Source organism: Mediterraneibacter sp. ICN-202921 (genome assembly GCF_037890075.1).
Taxonomy (GTDB): Bacteria; Bacillota; Clostridia; order Lachnospirales; family Lachnospiraceae; genus Mediterraneibacter; species Mediterraneibacter massiliensis.
Genome location: NZ_JBBKBE010000002.1, coordinates 90,012 through 109,069, shown reverse-complemented (window position 1 = coordinate 109,069; position 19,058 = coordinate 90,012). Strand labels below are relative to the sequence as shown.

Here is a 19,058-nt window from a genome sequence, read left to right as displayed (position 1 = left end):
TATACACAAAGAAACTGCGTTTATACCAGACAAAATCTTTCTTTACCTTTTTATGGACTCTGAAACTATTTAATTTTAGAAATAAAACATCTACAGAACAAAAATAAAAGCCATACAGTATAACAGAAAAACGGAGGATTTTTATTTGTATCCAGGATGGGATACGAACCAAAAAGGCCTCCGTTTTAGGTATACACTTTTATAGGATATACACTTTATTCTTTTATTGTTTTTGTATCAAATTTGTAGGTTACGGATCCATTTTCCCATTTCCCCCGAATTTCATAAGTATGTTCGGCTTCTAATGTTACAGCATACTTCGAACCGGACTGTATAAGTTCTACTTCTTGTACTCCATCGGTAGTATAAAGGAAAAGCTCTGCTTTTGCAGGATTGGGAAAAAATGAGATTACTCCCTCCGTACTGCTGCCTTCCATCTCAAATACGGTATTCACAGAATCTTCCGTTTCATTTACGACATCATGTTGTACAGCACCGTTTTCTGTTTCAAAAGACCAATCATAAGATGTCTCGTAAATAGCAGCTGCTACGTCACCAAAGGACTGAGAGCTTTCAATAGTACAAGTTGGAATCCTAGATGGATCTACTTCGATGCCCATTGTCTCTTCGATCAGCGGGTAATACTTTTCTGCCAAATCGACCGTTCCTTCTTCTAAACGAACGACATCTGAAATTCCAGAATACATTGGCGGAATACTTGCTGTCATCATAAGATTTCCATTAAACTGAAGTTGATCTCCATCTTTTAGATCTTCAAACTTTAGTACATTTCCTTCTTTGTCTTTCATATGATCCAATGGAAGTTCCGCAGTAAAAACAGAGTTTGTCTCCACATCTACGAAGGCATAAGCACCGTCTTCTCCATACGTAATAAACACTCCGACAGGTGCTTCTGTGATTGGTTTTTCTGAAGTTTCCGTTTCTGCTTTTGTTGCTCCGGTTTTCTGGTTATTTCCACAAGCGGTAAATGCGAATGCAGATAAAACTGCTAATGTTATCGCAATCCATTTTCTTATTTTCATATTCAAATCCTCCTAATTCAAAGTAGTTTTTAATAATAAGAGTCAATGATAAAGCATTTTGTTGCAGGAAAGTGAAAATTCATCACTTTGTATTACTGGGATTTAATATATTTAAAGAAACGCTTTTATTTCCAACAAATGATCTACCGTATAATCTGCTGGATTCTCTGTACCTTTTGATTCTTTATCAAACCAACATGTTTTTATACCGTAATTGTCAGCCCCTTTTATATCTGCGGATAAGGAATCCCCTATCATGATGATCTCACTTAAGTCCGCTGCACATATTTCTTTACAGCACACAGCAAAAAATTCTTTCGTTGGCTTCGAATGTCCTATTTTTTCTGACACAAAATAACCGCTTAAATAGTTATCCATTCCAGCTAATTTCATTCTTTGTACTTGCTGTTCAAACGGGCCGTTGCTGGCTGCATATATTTTATATTTTCCACTTAAATACTCTAATAACTCTAAAGCTCCCTCTACTTGAATAGCACTTTTAGAAAGATAAGCAAGGAAATGCTTCTCAAACTCTTTACCATCAAGTGATACTCCCACCGCTAGAGAAACCTTTTCCCATCTCACACAATAAATCTCATCCGAAGTTATTTCTTTTTTCTCCATCTGCTTCCAAAGTGAGGCATTGATTTTTTTGAAATGGTCATATGTATTTTGAGGCAGTATTAATTTCATTTTCTTTGCAGCTTCATCCATTGCCCATTTTGCACATAAATCAAAATCCAAAAGTGTATCATCTATATCCATTAAAATAGTTGAAATCATTCTTTCCACCCTCCGCAATCCAAATCTTCTGTGGACTCTACTCTCTACAAAACTGGGATTTACTTTTTTCTTAATGGCAATGCTATTAAATTGCCAAGTAACGCAATACCTGCATATACTACTACACAACTCCATGCACTTAAGTTATAAAACATAAATACAGATGGGATAAACATAATCCCTTTAAGTCAGTCTTTCTTTATCATGATATAATTTGTAAGAAAAACTCCTTGTCGTTCTACTTGTTGTTCTTTGATAACTCTATATCCTCTCTTTTCGAAAAAAGGTCTTGCCGTTATAGAAGAATGCACAGTAATATTTCCCCGCATCTCCTGCTCTAATCGATCACAGATGGCTGTAGCGATCCCTTTCCCCTGACAATCGGCACGAACAAATAAACGATCAAGGTAACCTGTCCGATCTATATCGCCAAAGCCGACGATCACCCCTTCATCAACTGCCACTACACTATAATGTTCTCGAAGTGACTGATTCCATTTTTCCAGATCCACTTTCCCGTCTGCCCATACAGCAAGCTGCTCTTTTGTATAGTCTTTTGCATTAACGGTATGGACCGTATGATAAAATAATTCTGCCAAAATCTCGCGGTCTGACTGCTGATATCTTCTGATTTCCACTTCTTTCCCCTCCGATATATGAAATGAAACTGAGATTTCTGCAAAAACATAGGAAGAAAAAAGCGATACCTGGTTGTGAAAACCAAGTATCGCTAACAAAACTTTTTATAATGGAGTATACGGGATTCGAACCCGTGGCCTCAACAATGCGAATGTTGCGCGCTCCCAACTGCGCTAATACCCCCTATATGGACCTGGCGGGAATCGAACCCGCGTCCAAAAACCTATCCCATGTACTTCTACTATCATAGTCAGTTCTTTCAGATTCCCCCCGCTGTACGGAAACTAACATCCTTACAGTTTCGGTAGCTTCATGATACGCCTGCCGGCTCAAAGCTTTGCCGGTATCGTTTCTCACATAGTCGGTGCCAGGTCCTTAAAGTGTGAGTGCTCTAAGGCTGACATGCAGCAATTAGGCTGCAGCTAATTCGTAATTATCGTTAGCGTTTAATTTTAAATTTGTGATTTGACGCATCAACCTGCGGATAGCTTCTCCATCTTCAAGATCCCTGTCGAAACCAGTACAAGCCCTTGTCCAATGAAATACAGCCTCTTTTTTCAGTATGCGCAACTGAAAAAATACTAAGACCATATACTATACTATAAAACGAAAAACAAAAATGTCAAGGTTTTACTTTCATTTTTCACAAACATAATACTCTCTTTACTCTGATTATGTGATAATATATACCTATGATGTGAAAAAGAACTTACAAAAGGAGAGATTTTATGCCGACAACATACACACATTATAGATTTGGAAAAGAAGTAATCAGCGCTCTGCCCAGACCTCTGCAAGGCGCTATCGAAAATCACAGGGAACTTTTCGATATCGGACTGCACGGACCAGATATACTATTTTACCACAAAGCGCTTATCAAGACCCCTGTGAATGCACAAGGCTATGCGATGCATGAAAAAATGGCCGATGAATTTTTCAAAAAAGGCATACAGAGAATCAACGCGTCTGCAGATCCTGCCGCTGCCAGAGCCTACATCTATGGCTTTATCTGCCATTTTGCCCTGGACAGCGAATGTCATCCTTACATCGAAAAAATGATACAGACAAGCGGGATCAGCCATGCCGAGATCGAGATGGAATTTGACAGACTGCTTCTGTGCGAGGACTATATCAACCCTGTAAAATACCTCACCACCCGGCACATTCATCCCACAGCGCAAAATGCCGGGATCATTGCGCCCTTTTTTGAAGAACTTTCTGCGGATACAGTAAAAAAGGCGCTAAAATCTATGATTTTTTATCATAAAGTACTGCTGTCTCCCAATCCAAAGAAACGGCAGCTTCTCTTTGGAGCAATGAAACTTGCCAAAATATACGACGCTATGCACGGCATGGTCATGAGTGAAACGCCCAATCCTGCCTGCGAGGACTACTGTCAGCTTCTTAGGCGTCTGTATTCCGGAGCAGTTCCTTTGGCGGCAGGACTAATCATCGACTATCAAAAAACACTGTTCCAAAATGAAGAACTTCCCAAACGTTTTCACAGGACATTCGGGGCGGGAGAAAACTGGGAAACACTTCCCCTGTAGAAATCAAAACTATTGCACATACGAGAGGAATGAGTATGAAATTTAAACTTACCAAACTAGAAAAAAACTGGGTTCTTTATGATGTGGGGAACTCTGCATTTACAATGATGGTATCCACCATCTTCCCAATTTACTTCAATACCCTTGCCGGAAACGCCGGCATTTCAGATGTCGACTATCTGGCTTACTGGGGATATGCCGTGTCGATAAGCACCCTGCTGGTCGCACTGATCGGCCCTACGCTGGGCGCTGTCGCAGATATACAAAATTATAAGAAAAAGATCTTTGGAATTGTTATGGGACTTGGAATCGCCGGGTGTATTCTTCTGGGATTCCTTTCGTCCTGGTTCTGGTTCCTCGTGATCTTCATTCTGGCAAAGACTGGCTATTCTTCGAGTCTTGTATTTTATGATGCAATGCTGCCCGATATAGCGGAACCTGATCGAATGGATCGTGTCTCCTCCCACGGTTATGCCTGGGGATATATCGGCAGCTGTATTCCTTTTGCTGTCTGTCTGCTTCTCATCCTATTCGGAGGCAACATAGGGCTGGGCGCACAGCAGTCCATGATCACCGCCTTTTTGATCACAGCGCTCTGGTGGGGAGGTTCTTCCCTTCCTTTATTAAAATGCTATCGGCAGAAATACTATGTCCAGACCGGAGGGCATGTGATCAAAGACAGCTTTTTGCGCCTGGGTCATACCTTTAAGGAACTGGTAAAAGAAAAACGTGTTTTTCTTTTTCTGCTTGCATTTTTCTTTTATATCGACGGAGTTTATACGGTCATCGACATGGCAACCGCATACGGACAGGCCCTGGGATTGAACAGCAATGGTCTTCTTTTGGCGCTCCTCGTGACACAGATCGTTGCATTCCCTTCTGTTTTACTTTTCAGCAGACTCGTGAAAAAAGTCTCGCCTGCTAAGATCATCGCCGTCTGTATCAGCGCATACTTCGGCATCGCCGTGTATGCTTACTGGCTCGACACACAGTTAGATTTCTGGATCCTTGCTGTTTTAGTAGGATTGTTCCAGGGAACGATACAGGCTCTGTCCCGTTCCTATTTTGCTAAGATCATCCCTGCGGAAAAGTCCGGAGAATATTTCGGTATCTATGACATCTGCGGGAAAGGCGCCTCCATTATCGGTACTGCTTTTGTCTCTTTTTTGAGCCAGATCACAGGGAGTATCAATATCGGCGTCAGCGCATTATCTGTCATGTTTTTGCTCGGCCTGCTTTTATTCTTAAAAGCCGCAAGATTAAATGAATGTTAAATAAGATTACCCATAAATATATTGTAGTAGAAAGGAAAGTGCTTCATGAAGCATCATACGCCGAAAAGTTCAGAAGAAATATTAGAAAAAAGGATCCTGCTCCTCTCTTTTTTGTCCGGAGTCGGTTTTGTTATCGTTGAGCTGATTTATGCGGTCTACAGCCATTCCCAATCCACACTGATGGATGCATTGTATGATGCTTCTGAACTTGTCTTTATTATTTTGCTTTTATTTTTGACCCCTTTATTTCATCGCCCTATTTCCGAAAAGCATCCATATGGCTTTTTTCAGCTGGAATCTTTTTTTATTTTGATCAAAAATATCATGCTGATTTCTGTAACTGTCAGTGTGCTGACAAGTGTCATTGAAAAATTATTTTCCGGCGGCAGTCATATCAACAAAGGGCAAGTCTCTTTATTCCAGCTGATTCTGGGAATGGTCAGTTTTCTGATTTTATGCATAATGAAATTCATGAGCCGCAAAGTTTCTTCCCCTACGGTAAAAGCAGAAATACTAGGTTGGAAACTTGATGTGGCTTACAGTCTTGGCATGTCTTTCGCCTTTTTTATTGCCATGGAACTGCAGCAGACGTCTTTTGCCTTTCTCTCTCCTTATTTTGACCAGATCATTGCTATATTGATCATGCTGTTTATGATTCCTGAGACGATCAAAATGCTGATTGAAACTTTCCGGGAATTATTTCTTTTTTCACCGGATCAGCAGACGGTCGACACGATCAAAAAAATATCCGGCAAAATTTTAGAAGACTATGCTTTTATTCCCGTTTTCTATGATATTGCCCGTACTGGCCGTCAGCTATGGATCTCCATCTATTTTCGCGTTGCCGCGGATGCCGTATCCGTAAAAAATATCCAAGAAGCCAATGAGCGCTTAAGTTCCCGTCTGGCAGAAGATTTTCCCAATGCTGCCTGCGAGATCATACTGGATAATCATAATACTATCAGCACATAGATACTGCGTGATCATAGGCGCTACAATTGTGGTTTATCTCCTGCTTTTCAAACGGGTACCGCACTCCCCACTCTTCTCGCAGCCGGTCCATCCATCTTATGACACGGACAGTTTCTTGATGAGGCAGTTCTTCACATTCTATCTGCTTACCCTCCAGAGCCCTCTTACATGCCAAAAGTTCATACTCATATCCTGAAATTTGTTCCGGTATAGGGATTTTAGTTCTTTCCTTTTTTCCATGATATACAATTTCCAGTTCTTGAATATTATTGATATGATGTGCAATGATATACCCTTTTGTCCCGTAAATGATTCCCTGCTGCTCGGTATCGCCCAACATTGTTGTATGCAAAATCGCCATTTTCCCATCCTCAGACACAGTAATGATCGCATCCTGTATATCTACGCCTGTTTCACTCTTTTTGCACACCGAAGTCATTTCTTTCCATTCGCCTTCCAGTACCGATGCTGCAAAATGCAGTGTATACACTCCCATATCCAGCAAGGCGCCGCCGGCCAGTTCAGGCTGTACAAGGCGTCCTTTCTGTGGAAGCGCGTAACCCAGATTTGCTGTTAAGTACAGAACTTCTCCTATTTCACCGGAGCGGATAATTTCCTTTAACATTTTGCAGGAGGGCATATATCTGGTCCACAATGCCTCTGTGCAGAAAATCCCATTTTTTTTGGCATAGTTCATAAGTTCTTCTGCCTGAGCGACATTGACAGCAAATGGCTTTTCGCACAGAAAAGGCTTATGCTGTTCTACACATAACTTTCCATGAGCAAAGTGGAGAGCATGTGGCGTAGCGATATACACAAGATCAACCTCTTTATCTTTCAGCATTTCTTCATATGTCCCATATGCCTTCTCCACATGGTTTTCTTTTGCAAAACGTACTGCTTTTTCCAACTGCCTGGATGCTATTGCATATGCTTTCATGCCTTCCATACAGTTAATCGTATCTGCCATCTGCGCTGCGATACGTCCCGCTCCCAGGATTCCTATATTCATACTGTTATTCTCCTTTCTCTTTCTGTATTCTATTAGGCGTTTGCGAAACGCCACAAGCCGCATAAATACGGCATTTTAACTTTTATAAAACAAAACATCTCCTCAACGGATTGTGGTAAAATAGAGTTGCCTAGAAACTATAAACCAACCACCCGAAAGGAGATGTACCTATATGATACCATATAAGCAGCTCACTTTGGCAGAAGTTTTTGAAGATTGCCAAAATAAATTCGATAATGACAAATATCAGTTTCTTTCTCTACTTGACCAAACCATTAATCTTGATGAAATTGTTCCTGTTTCTTTTGTTACTCATTTTCACGCTTCTACAGGAAGACCTCGCAAGCATCCACTTTATCCTATGATTAAGGCTCTCCTTATTCAGCGCATTTTCTCAATCCCGACGGATACTCTTCTGATTATATTTTTAAAATATTCTCAGGAACTACAGGTTTTCTGTGGCTTCCGTGTTGTTCCTGATGCCTCAAAATTTACCCGCTTTAAACAGGACTTTCTTATGGACTTACAATCGATGTTCGATCACTTAGTTGATATCACTGAACCGATCTGCCAACGGATTGATTCTAACCTTGCTTCCATGAGTATCCTTGATACTTCTGGAATTGAGGCATGGGTGACAGAAAATAATCCGAAATACGCGAACCGTATCATAAAACAGTTAAAGGCCTTTGCAAAGGCTCACAACTTTGATAAAAACTTTGATCCTTACAAAGCTGCTTACGGCTCAATGCCTGCACACGCTACTGCTAACCCAGCTATCCAACAGATGTACATCAACGGACATTTCTGCTATGCCTATAAGTTTGGTATTGTCACTAATGGTCTTGGCTTTGAAAAAGCATTTATTCCACTCCGGACAAAACTATCAATGGAAGAAAATGGCTACACCTTCAACGAAAATGGGGTTCCTTGCTGTCCGCATGATTCCACACTTCCAATGAAGCGGGAAGGGAGTAAATCTCATCTGAGAAGCAAACTTCCCAGCATGAAGTTTGTATGTCCTAAAATGAAATGGGAATACAACCGTGAAACCAAAACGAAACGCCGTGTCTGCCACTGTGAGAACCCCTGTACCACATCTTCCTGTGGAAGAATGATTTACATTTACCCCGAAAAGAATCTGCGTGCCTATCCCGGTGTGGAACGTGGTTCCGTAGAATGGGATGAGACCTACAAAATCCGTGTAAACGTTGAAAAATCAATCAACCATTTTAAAGACAGTTTCTGTATTGCCGGTCGTAAAACCCAAAATGAGAAAACACTACATGCAGATTTGTTGCTTGCAGGAATTTCTCAGTTAATAACTGTCATGGTTACTGATAAAATTCACCAGCATCAATATATACGAAGTTTAAAACCACTCATCGCATAGGACTTACCAACTTCATAAGCCCATGAGGTTTATTTGTTGTGCCAAGAAATGAACGATTTTCACTTCCTATCCCAAGACTCCTGCATGACAGGAGCCTTCGCCTGTTTTCAATCAGGATTGCGGACTTGTTTCGCAATTACCTATGTTCTGTAAAATACTCTCCTTATTTTCGGCCGTAAAATCTTGACTTTCTCCTTCTATCCATTACACTAAAACTAATGCATCTCATATATTTAATCAGGAAAGAGGAATAATTGTTATGGATAAAAAAACTCTAGACAAGGTATTTGAAGACACATTAATCTTAGAACAAACCCCGCATGAGCATATCGATATGGAAAACGGTCTGTCTGTCTTTACCCCTTTTACAGATATACAGGAACACCAGGCATATGTATGCACGTATGAAGTATTCCATTCATCGCTTCTTCCATCCCTGTCTGCTCAGCCCTGCAGATCCTGTTTTTTCGTACTTGACACTTCATGTGCCTGTCGATTTCTGGATCCTAAGTCTCTGAAAGATTTTCAAGGCTCTCTATTTTTTCTGCGTCTTTCCTGGGACACCTTTATGAACAAATATATGCATCTCCTCTCGCAGCTGGAAGAACAGATTCCTTTCCGAAAATATAAGATTTATCAGAATATCTGGAAAGCCCTTCTGTCAGGCAGCGCACAAGATTTCTCTGTATTTCCCTGTACGCTGAAAAAATTTGTTTCCTGTATCGTTCTGGAAAAGGATGATACTTCCAAAATACCCAATGCGCTTCTGCCTGCACTCATACAGACGCTTGTGAGTCTGTTTCCCGAAACAAATATATTTCCTTATAATGGCAGACTCATCCTGCTATATTCACAGCACTGCCGCCCCGGCTCCTGCCTGGACTTCTCATATGAAGAGTTTGATCGCATATTAGAGCAGTTCCAGCTGACCGCCGGAATCAGCAATGCATGCCGCTATACAGACATGTATGGAACATTGTACCGTACTGCGCTGGGCGCACTCCGCCTTGCCAGGCAGCTTCCAATGAAACGAAAATTCAGCCACATTGTACAATATGATGAATACAGTACATACTATATCATCGACTTATGTGTCCAGGAATTTATCCGTATCCATCAACATCATGATATCATTTACCTGGTTTCGCCTGCAGTCATCGAATTGTACCGTTATGACAAAACACATAATACAGATCTTCTTAAAACACTGTTTTCTTATCTTCTGTGCGGACGAAATGTATCAGAAACTGCCAACACTCTTTATATGCACCGTAATACAGTATTCAATAAATTGCACAAGATCCATTCCATCATCAATCTTCCTTTGGAGGATGGCAGTATCCAATTCAAATTGTTATTATCCTGTTTTGTAGTCACCTACTATCAGGAATATATGAAAGAAAATCTATAAAATTACCCCAAATACGCAAAGCTTTATTTTTGAAGTATAAGCAGCTGCCAAGGTTTCGGATATTCCGGCCCTTGGCATTCTGCAGCCACAAATAATTTGGGAAAGTGATATTTGCACACCACTCTCCCTTGCAGACACATATATCTTTTTAAATATGGTTTGCAACTTCAAAGGCATCCCATATTGCATACATAATGTTCGATACCTGTTTAGAATCTCCCAGCAGGTAAATCTCCGGGACATCAAACTCCAGATCATGATACAGGCTGTCATCTTCTTTATATCCAATGGACAAGATCACCGTATCGCATGCATAGTTCTCTATTCTTCCATCTATCTCAACGTTTACAATGCCATCTTTAAACCCCTGCACTCTCGCCTTTGTGATGACCTGCACTCCACGATAGGGAACCAGCCGTTCCAACATTTCTTTATTTGCATGACACAGTGGTCCGTTCACAGCAAGGATTTGATCCATCGCTTCCAGAATTGTGACTTGTTTTCCCTGTTCTGCAAGCCACAGAGCTGTTTCACAGCCTACCAAACCTCCGCCGACCACAACAACTTTCTCTCCACATTCTTTCTCATTATTCAGCACTTCCGCCGCAGTAACAGTATGCGCTTCATCCCCAAAAGAAAGTTTCTTCGGCACAGATCCTGTCGCAATAATGACCGCATCATATCCAGCCTTTAAAACGTCCTCTTTTGTCATTTCTCTGCCAAGCTCTACCGGAACGTCCAGCCGTTTCAACTCGTGTGTATACCAGTCTGCCAATCTGATATCATCTTCCTTGAAATCCGGTCTTCCACCGGGGATCAGATTGCCGCCAAGACGTTCTTTCTTTTCCACAAGATAGGGTCTGTGTCCACGGATCGCCAGCACTCTTGCCGCTTCGCAGCCGGCTACTCCGCCGCCTACGATCAACACTTTTTTACTGTTCAGAACAGGCTCATAAGCAGTAACACGCTCTCGTGCCGCCTGCGGATTTACTGCACAGTTGATCATAGAATATTCCTGGATCCTTCCCATGCATCCTTCTTGACAGGAAATACAAGGTCGGATTTCTTCTTGTCTTCCGGAGCGTAATTTATTAACATAATCTGGATCGGCAAGCAGGGGACGCCCAAGACTTATAATATCACAGTCACCATTTTGTACGGCTTGCGATGCCATATCCGGATCATCCATTCGTCCTGCACACAATACGGGAACATCTACGACTTCTTTTACCATTCTACAGTACTGACGGAATAATCCCTTTTCCTGATACATCGGCGGATGGTTCCACCACCATGCATCGTAAGTTCCCACATCTACATCCAATGCGTCATATCCATATTCCACAAGCAGCTTTGCTGCCTGTATTCCTTCCTCTGTATCTCTTCCTTTTTCCTCAAATTCTTCTCCCGGAAGAGCGCCTTCTCTCCAATCCTTGATCATACTCTTTACGCTGAAACGCAGTATCACAGGGAAATCTGCTCCGCATCTTTGTTTGATTTCCTCTACGATCTCCCTGGCAAACCGCAGTCTGTTTTCCAGAGATCCACCATACTCATCTTCTCGCTGATTGAACATAGAGATGGCAAACTGATCCAAGAGATATCCCTCATGGACAGCATGGATCGCCACTCCGTCAAATCCGCCTCTTTTTGCGTTATACGCCCCCTCACCAAAGGACTTGACAATACTTTTGATTTCTTCTTTTGTAAGCGGTCTGCATGTCTTTTCCAGCCAACGATGCGGAATTGCAGATGGTGCGACCGGAGGGAACTCTCCCAGATTTGTTGGAATTGTCACACGCCCGAAACCTGCAGACATCATTAGAAACATTTTGCTTCCATATGCATGCACCCGCTCTGTCATTTCTTTGCTCGTCCGGATAAAGTGAACCGGATTATATGTAGAATTAGGGCAATTGGGCATACTTTGCGTCTCTACCTCACCATCTGAAAATGTCACTCCGGTAATGATCAGACCGGTTCCTCCTTTTGCCCTTTCTGTATAATAATCTATTCCTCGCTGATTGAATCCCCCTTCTGCATCTGAAAGACCCAGCGGTCCCATCGGAGCGAGAGCAAATCTATTCTTTAATTTCAGTTTTCCGATGGATATCGGGGTAAACAAATTTTTATATTTCATCTTCTGTCTCCTCTATTCATTCAGTTTATATTCCTTCATCTTCCTCCACAGCGTAGACTTACTGATTCCCAGAAGCGCCGCTGTCTTTTCTCTGTTGCCTGCCGTCTTTTTTAAAGCATTCATAATACTGATTTTTTCTGCCATGGCAAGGTTATCTACTTTTTCTATACTTTCATAGGTTTCTGTCTCGAATCTATTGCTTTCTTCTGTTTTTACGCCGTCTTTTTCATCAAAAGAGGTCATTTCTACCGCATTTAACTGTTCTCTGATTTCTGCCCCCGTAATATTGATATCATCTGCCACGATGACCAGACGTTCGCAGAAGTTCCTGAGCTGTCTGACATTTCCACGCCAAGGATAACACAGCATTTCCTGCTCTGCCTCCGTGCTTAATAGGATATATTTGTTATATCTCGTACCATACTTTTTTATAAAATTTTCTGCCAGCAGTATAATATCATTTTCTCTCTTTCGTAAAGGCGGAATGTTCAATGTGAGTACATTCAGACGATAATACAGATCCTCACGGAACCTACCTTCTTTTACCAGCCTCAACAAATTTTTATTGGAAGCTGCGATCACCCGTACGTCTATCGGAATTACTTTATCGTCTCCGACACGCATTACTGTCCTTTCTTCCAATACCCGCAGCAGTCTTGTCTGTCCCTGTGCATCAATTTCCGAAATCTCATCCAGAAAGATCGTCCCTTTATTTGCAATCTCAAACAATCCCTTTTTACCTTTTTTGGAGGCGCCTGTAAAGGCCCCCTCCACATATCCGAACAATTCACTTTCCAACAGATTTGTCGGAAGTGAACCACAATTAAGCGCAACAAACGGCTGCTCCGAACGCAGACTGGAATTATGAATGCTTTGGGCAAAAAGTTCTTTTCCGCATCCACTCTCTCCATATAAAAGGATATTCGACTGATATTTCGAAAACCTCTCTGCTAATTTTTTTGTCTTTGTAATACTTTCGGATTTTCCCAATATATCTTCAAATCTATATTTAGCATAGTGGCCTTTCTGATAGATCTCGCTGTTGACTTGTGTCTCCATCCGCTCAATCTGCTGTATCGTCGTAAAATGTACTACAGCCCCATCAATATCCTCTCCTGCATAGTTTGGGGTGATATTTAGCATACCCACAAGATTTTTCACGTCAACGATCCTGCTGTAGTAAGATTTTCCTTTCTTCAGTATCTCATCTATCTCTGCTTTTGTTACTGCCGGCACTAATTCATAGAAATAGCGGCTCGCATACTCTCTGCTGTCATCAGCAGGAAAAACATCTGCCATTTTTTTATTATAATTTGTGACACGTCCGTCATTATCCAGAATACAGATTGCTTCAAACGAATAGTTCAGCATATTTCTCAGTTCATCCAACGTCCGCTGAAGTTGGTTCCCCATAGCAACTTGCTGTATTGCCTGTTTGATATCCTGTGAAAAATCAATATACTTTGCCACGCTGTCATCAAAAAATGGATACATGCCGCTCTTTCGGATTTTTTCATGATGTGCAGGTGCACATACTACTACCTGGTACCCCTCTCTTGCATATGCATCAAAATAACTCTGGTTCAGTTCATCAGCCCACGGAGGATTTAAGAGTTCGAAACCATACATTTCTTCTAAAATATCTATACTGACATTGATTGGCAGATAAGTGCCCAAGATCACTTTTCGGTAGTGTGACAGACCAACCTCTTGCAAATGCTTTTTTAACAGATATAAGATCAGACAAGTATCAAATGCCGTATTCCGCACCGGATACACAGGCATCATTGGTCTGTGCTGCATGATCTTATCATAATCTTCCCATTCACATACGATGGCATCCATTTTTTCTCGTTCTGCCCAGCGGATCTGATTATCCATTTCCTTCTCACTGACATTCCAATATCCGACATGCATCTTAAAATCAATCACTTTTTCTAGATTTCTCGTCTGCGTGATCATTGTATCATTGAATAGATTTAAAAAATATATATGAAACACTTGTTATCCTCCTACTGCATTGCCTTTTCAGCAAATCTCTGATCAGATGGCAGATCCCCGGCAAATCTGCCCCATAATATCTTGCCGTCCTAGATGCCATAGCAGCCCCGTATAATCTGGTTTACCTGCTTTAATCTTCAATTTATTTTCCATGTGTTTTTTCTCCCCGCCTTCCTATATAAAATATAAATGCCCCTGCTATAAAAAGCAATGCACAAAAATAGAAATTTGCCTGATAACCAAACGTTCCCGCAATAACACCGCCGAGCATAGGTCCTAATCCTTGACCTATATCACCGCCCAGATAATACGTACTGGTAGCAACTCCACTTTTCTCAATACCTGCTTTTTGGATACATTCTGCCTGCAGTACCGGCTGCACTGCCCCCTGTGCAATGGAGCGGATCACAGCTGATAAAATGATGCCTGCCATATGGTCCGCATTGGCGAGGATAACCATAGAAAGCACTGACATACACAACCCTGGATATACAATATAGCTCACCGGAATTTTATCTACGATTTTTCCTGTAAATGGTCTGACTGCAAATAAAAACACAGCGCATACAGTGAAATAAATGCTGACATTATGGATTCCCTTTGTAAGCGCAAACAGGACAAGGAAGGAGGAAATCACTCCATTTCCAAACGAATAGATGCCGCTGATACAGGCGTTATTTAATGCCTCTCTGCAGAAAATATTACTGAATTTCAAAGAGAATTTTTCCCGTTTTCCCGTATGTCCATTTGGGAACAGCAGTAATGGCAATATTCCTCCTGCCGCAAAAGCTGCGGAAATAAAAAAAGAATAGCGGATTCCGAATTGATTCATGACGCTGACTCCTATCCCAGGTCCTATTGCAGAAGCTATGATCTGCCCCAATCCAAGATAGCCGATTCCTTCACTGAAACGTGTTTGAGGAATATACATGCTTGCCATAGCGACAATCGCCGTACTTAGCAGTGCAAACGCCACACCATGTATGACTCGGAATACCGTAAGTATCATCAAATTTTGTGTACTGACATATCCAAGGATTCCCAGAGCTGTGACTAACAACCCTGCTATCAGGAGAAACTTTTTATTATAATTGTCTGCTATATAGCCGGTGAAAGGTCTTACGATCAATGATGTAACAGAAAAAAGTCCGACAATTACGCCTCCCAGTGAGACAGCACTGCCGATCCCCACAAGATATGTTGTCAGTATTGTCGTAATCATATAGAAACTAAAGCTGGAAAATGTATTTACAATGATCAAGCAGATATATTTTTTATTCCATAATCTGTTTTTCATATATCACCATTTTAATTTAGGCGGGAAACCCCGCCCAAATTATTTTATTCAAATTTTAAATCTTTGATCAAAAGAGAATTTTGATTCCATACCTGATAGTTTAAATTGTCTTTAAAGCCATAGATGTCAGATAACTGTACAAATGAATAAATAGGCGCAACTTCTTCTACCAGTTTTACCGCTTCCTTCGTCTTCTCCACTTCTGTTTCTTCTGTAGCGGCACTAATCACTTCTGTATAGAGGGTACTGAACTGATCAAATTCAGTTCCCTTCCACTGAACCCAATTAAGTTGTGTCAGGAATGCCTGTAATGAATCCATACCATAGGCACTCGGTGCGGATGTAATCTGTAGGATAATATCCCATTGAGCCGGATCAGATGCCACATCCCAGATTGTAGCAGTATCATAGTTATTGATTTCTGCCGTAAAACCAAGTTCCATCAATGTACTTTGCAGAATCTCTGCTATCGCTGTCTGCTCGGATGAACCGTCTGTAGCGATCTTTATGTTTCCTTCAGTAACTCCTGCAGATTCCAATAATTCCTGTGCTTTCTTTGTATCTGCTGCCGCATACATATCACCATCTAAATCTTCACTATAGTCCATCATTGCTGTAGAAAACGGGGATACACTTGGTGTAGCCAGCCCGCCGTAAACAACTTCATTGATTCCTTCATTGTCTATTGCGTAACAGAACGCCTGTCTTACTTTCTGCTCTTTAAATATTGAATTTTCTGACATGTTCATGAACATTGACATAGAACGAATCGACGGATTTACCAGTGTCGTCAGTCCTTCTTTAGAATCGATATATTCTTGGTCACTGGACTGCAGCCCCATAACCAGATCCACTTCGCCTGTTTCCAGCGCAGTTGTTGCCTGAGATGGCTCCGCGATCACGTTAAATTTTACGTTTTTGATATCCGGAGTTCCTCCCCAATAGTCTTCTCTCGCCTCAAGTTCTACACTAGAACCGCTGATATACTCTTTCAGTGTATAAGCGCCTGTCCCGACAGGATCTGTAACCATTCCGTCTTCACTTGCTTCCCAGGCAGCCTGGGTAAACATAAATACCCCTGACAGATTTGTAAATGTATAAGCATTTGCCTGTAATAAATAAAGATCCAGTGTATAGTCATCTGTTGCCGTTGTTTTTGTAAAATCTATATTTGCCACATAATTCGCAAACTCAGCGGCCTGTGCACATGTCTGGAGTGTAAAGATCGCATCCTTAGCTGTAAAAGGATTTCCTGCAGAATCTGTGACTCCTTCTCTGATCTTCATAGTATAGTGTGTAGGGTCTACCTGATCCCAACTCTCCGCAAGCGCCGGAGTCACTTCCATATTATATCCCAGATCGACCAGCGGTTCATAAATCTGGTGTCTCACATAAACTGCCGTAGCGCTGCTGCTGAACGGACTAAGATCTCCCACATCTCCACCCATGGAAACCGTCAGTGTATCCTGGGCTGCTCCGGAATCTTTCCCGGACTTCTCTTCTGAACTTCCGCAGCCAGCCACACTTGCTATCATTGTTACTGCCAGCGCCAAAGCTGTGATCACTTTTGCTCTTTTTTTCATACTATTTCTCCTTTTCTTTTCTTGTTTATTTTCCATTGCCGCACATTACATGACAGGCGACAAAATGGTCCTTACTTATTTCTGAGATTTTCTGTGTTTTGGAACAACTCTCCGTCGCATACAGACAACGGGAAGCAAACCGGCATCCCGGTTTTGGATCGATCGGAGAGGTGATTTCTCCTTTCAGAATGATCCGTTCCCGTTTTGCATGTACATCCGGGAGAGGGATTGCCGACAGCAGCGCCTTTGTATACGGATGCACCGGATTTTTGAACAATTCCTCTGAGGGCGCTTTTTCCACCATCTGCCCTAAATACATGACCATGATCTCATCAGAAATATATTTTACGACCGAAAGGTCATGGGTCACAAAAATATAAGTAAGTTTTCTTTCCTCCTGCAGATCCAGCATCAAATTCAAAATCTGTGCCTGAATGGAGACATCCAGGGCGGACACCGGCTCATCGCAGAGAATGAATTTCGGATTCAAGGCAAGCGCTCTCGCAATCCCAATCCTTTGTCGTCTTCCACCGTCGAGTTCATGAGGATAGGAATCCGCCAGACGTTTTGCAAGACCTACTGTCTCCATCAGTTTCTCTGTCTCTTTTTCTATTTCACTCTTTGATAGTTTCCCTTGAATAAGCAGCGGCTCCATGATCGTCTGCCTGACACTCATTCGCGGATTCAGAGAGGCAAAAGGATCCTGAAATATCATCTGCATGTTTTCTCTGATTTCCCGCAATTTCTTCTTATCTACTTTTGTAATATCTTCTCCATTAAAAAAGATCTGTCCTGCCGTGCTGTCTAGCAAGTGTAGGATCGTCCTTCCCAATGTAGATTTTCCACAGCCGGATTCTCCAACCACGCCCAGTGTTTTGCCTTCTTCGATCGTAAAACTGATATCATCAACCGCGTGTAATTCACCTTTAGGAGTATGAAAGTATTTTTTCAGATTTCTGACTTCCAGAATATTTCCCATCTCTATGACACCTCCTTTGCTTTTTTACACAGAACACAATGGCCATCACCCAAATCCTGTATTTCCATACCGTCCTCGCGACATTCCTCACCGGCATACGGACAACGCTCATAGAACTTGCAGCCTTTCGGCAGTTCCGTCGGATCTGGCATCATACCTTTAATCGGTTTTAATCTTTTCTCTGTAGAGTCTAATGAAGGCAGTGACTGGAAAAGCCCTTTCGTGTAAGGATGTGCCGTATGATCGAACACCTGCTTTGCCGTCCCCATTTCAACGATCTCGCCTGCATAAACGACTGCCACTTTATCACACATTTCAGCTACAACACCCAGATCATGAGTGATCAATAACACCGATGTATCCAGCTCCTGTTTCAGTTGATTCATCATTTCCAATACTTGTGCCTGAATGGTAACATCCAATGCAGTCGTCGGCTCATCCGCCAACAGTAGTTTCGGCTTGCATGCCAGAGCCATGGCAATAATCACTCTCTGTTTCATACCACCGGAGAATTGATGAGGATATTCATTAAAACGCTCTCCGGGGATCCCCACCATCTCCAGCATTTTCATTGCTTCAATTTCCGCTTCCGCCTGTGACATTTTATTATGCAGACGGATTGCTTCAGCAATTTGTTTCCCCACCTTCATGATCGGATTTAACGCCGTCATCGGATCCTGAAAAATCATAGAAATCTCATTTCCTTTAATATGACTCATCTTCCTATGAGACAATTTCAAAAGATCCTGTTCTTCAAAAATAATCTCACCTTGTTTTACTTTTGCCGGCGGATCCGGCAGTATTCCTAATATTGCCCTTGCAATGGTCGTCTTGCCGGCTCCTGTCTCTCCTACGAGTCCGAGAGTCTCTCCTTTCTGTATTTTAAACGAAACATGATTGACCGCCTGAACGATCTTCTTATCAGCCGCATATTCCACGACCAAATCATTTACTTGTAGCAGTATATTTTTCTCCATCTGA

At 41.8% G+C, this 19,058-nt stretch carries 14 protein-coding genes, 1 tRNA gene, 1 other RNA gene and 1 pseudogene; 5 read left to right on the top strand and 12 right to left on the bottom strand.

From position 1 onward, the window contains the following. Positions 1–215 precede the first annotated feature (215 nt). From WKT01_RS02520 to ssrA, 5 genes are all read right to left on the bottom strand, one after another. Positions 216–1,043 carry a hypothetical protein gene (locus WKT01_RS02520; protein ID WP_117973876.1) on the bottom strand — a complete coding sequence of 276 codons (828 nt, stop codon included), beginning with the start codon at positions 1,041–1,043 and terminating at the stop codon, positions 216–218. Between the two features lie 111 nt (positions 1,044–1,154). Further along, the gene (locus WKT01_RS02515; RefSeq protein WP_270395578.1) at positions 1,155–1,826 is read right to left on the bottom strand and encodes a YjjG family noncanonical pyrimidine nucleotidase; all 672 of its coding nucleotides are present in this window, start codon (positions 1,824–1,826) and stop codon (positions 1,155–1,157) included. 188 nt (positions 1,827–2,014) lie between these two features. Beyond that, on the bottom strand, positions 2,015–2,464 hold the full coding sequence (locus WKT01_RS02510) for a GNAT family N-acetyltransferase (RefSeq protein WP_117973872.1): 450 nt from the start codon (positions 2,462–2,464) through the stop codon (positions 2,015–2,017). A 111-nt stretch (positions 2,465–2,575) separates the two neighbouring features. Next, a tRNA-Ala gene (locus WKT01_RS02505) sits at positions 2,576–2,648 on the bottom strand. Between the two features lie 2 nt (positions 2,649–2,650). Further along, positions 2,651–2,995: a transfer-messenger RNA gene (gene ssrA, locus WKT01_RS02500) on the bottom strand. Between the two features lie 198 nt (positions 2,996–3,193). Here ssrA and WKT01_RS02495 point away from each other — a divergent pair. The 3 genes from WKT01_RS02495 to WKT01_RS02485 are packed head-to-tail and all read left to right on the top strand — an operon-like array spanning position 3,194 to position 6,261. After that, the gene (locus tag WKT01_RS02495) at positions 3,194–4,015 is read left to right on the top strand and encodes a zinc dependent phospholipase C family protein (RefSeq protein ID WP_117973870.1); all 822 of its coding nucleotides are present in this window, start codon (positions 3,194–3,196) and stop codon (positions 4,013–4,015) included. A 35-nt stretch (positions 4,016–4,050) separates the two neighbouring features. Then, a complete protein-coding gene (locus WKT01_RS02490) occupies positions 4,051–5,289 on the top strand; it encodes an MFS transporter (RefSeq protein ID WP_117973868.1) in 1,239 nt (412 codons plus the stop codon). A 45-nt stretch (positions 5,290–5,334) separates the two neighbouring features. After that, entirely contained in the window at positions 5,335–6,261 is a 927-nt protein-coding gene (locus WKT01_RS02485) for a cation transporter (protein WP_117973867.1), read from the top strand. On the opposite strand, the gene WKT01_RS02480 is transcribed toward WKT01_RS02485, so the two are convergent. Beyond that, positions 6,251–7,273 (bottom strand): Gfo/Idh/MocA family protein, encoded by a 1,023-nt coding sequence (locus WKT01_RS02480; protein WP_340311393.1) that lies wholly within the window; start codon positions 7,271–7,273, stop codon positions 6,251–6,253. The two genes, WKT01_RS02485 and WKT01_RS02480, sit on opposite strands and share 11 nt — an antisense overlap. 172 nt (positions 7,274–7,445) lie before the next feature. Between WKT01_RS02480 and WKT01_RS02475 the strand changes: the two are divergent. Then, positions 7,446–8,595: pseudogene (locus tag WKT01_RS02475) on the top strand (transposase). A 639-nt stretch (positions 8,596–9,234) separates the two neighbouring features. Continuing rightward, a complete protein-coding gene (locus WKT01_RS02470) occupies positions 9,235–10,077 on the top strand; it encodes a helix-turn-helix domain-containing protein (RefSeq protein ID WP_340311392.1) in 843 nt (280 codons plus the stop codon). A 148-nt stretch (positions 10,078–10,225) separates the two neighbouring features. On the opposite strand, the gene WKT01_RS02465 is transcribed toward WKT01_RS02470, so the two are convergent. From WKT01_RS02465 to WKT01_RS02440, 6 genes are all read right to left on the bottom strand, one after another. Then, on the bottom strand, positions 10,226–12,217 hold the full coding sequence (locus WKT01_RS02465; RefSeq protein WP_117973859.1) for an FAD-dependent oxidoreductase: 1,992 nt from the start codon (positions 12,215–12,217) through the stop codon (positions 10,226–10,228). A 12-nt stretch (positions 12,218–12,229) separates the two neighbouring features. Next, on the bottom strand, positions 12,230–14,218 hold the full coding sequence (locus WKT01_RS02460) for a sigma-54 interaction domain-containing protein (RefSeq protein WP_340311391.1): 1,989 nt from the start codon (positions 14,216–14,218) through the stop codon (positions 12,230–12,232). 142 nt (positions 14,219–14,360) lie between these two features. Continuing rightward, the gene (locus WKT01_RS02455) at positions 14,361–15,515 is read right to left on the bottom strand and encodes an MFS transporter (protein WP_117973855.1); all 1,155 of its coding nucleotides are present in this window, start codon (positions 15,513–15,515) and stop codon (positions 14,361–14,363) included. A 44-nt stretch (positions 15,516–15,559) separates the two neighbouring features. Further along, on the bottom strand, positions 15,560–17,098 hold the full coding sequence (locus WKT01_RS02450; RefSeq protein ID WP_340311390.1) for an ABC transporter substrate-binding protein: 1,539 nt from the start codon (positions 17,096–17,098) through the stop codon (positions 15,560–15,562). Between the two features lie 25 nt (positions 17,099–17,123). Next, a complete protein-coding gene (locus WKT01_RS02445; RefSeq protein WP_117973851.1) occupies positions 17,124–18,077 on the bottom strand; it encodes an ABC transporter ATP-binding protein in 954 nt (317 codons plus the stop codon). Between the two features lie 2 nt (positions 18,078–18,079). Beyond that, positions 18,080–19,054, bottom strand: a complete 975-nt coding sequence (locus tag WKT01_RS02440) for an ABC transporter ATP-binding protein (protein ID WP_117973849.1) — start codon at positions 19,052–19,054, stop codon at positions 18,080–18,082. Between the last annotated feature and the right edge of the window lie 4 nt (positions 19,055–19,058).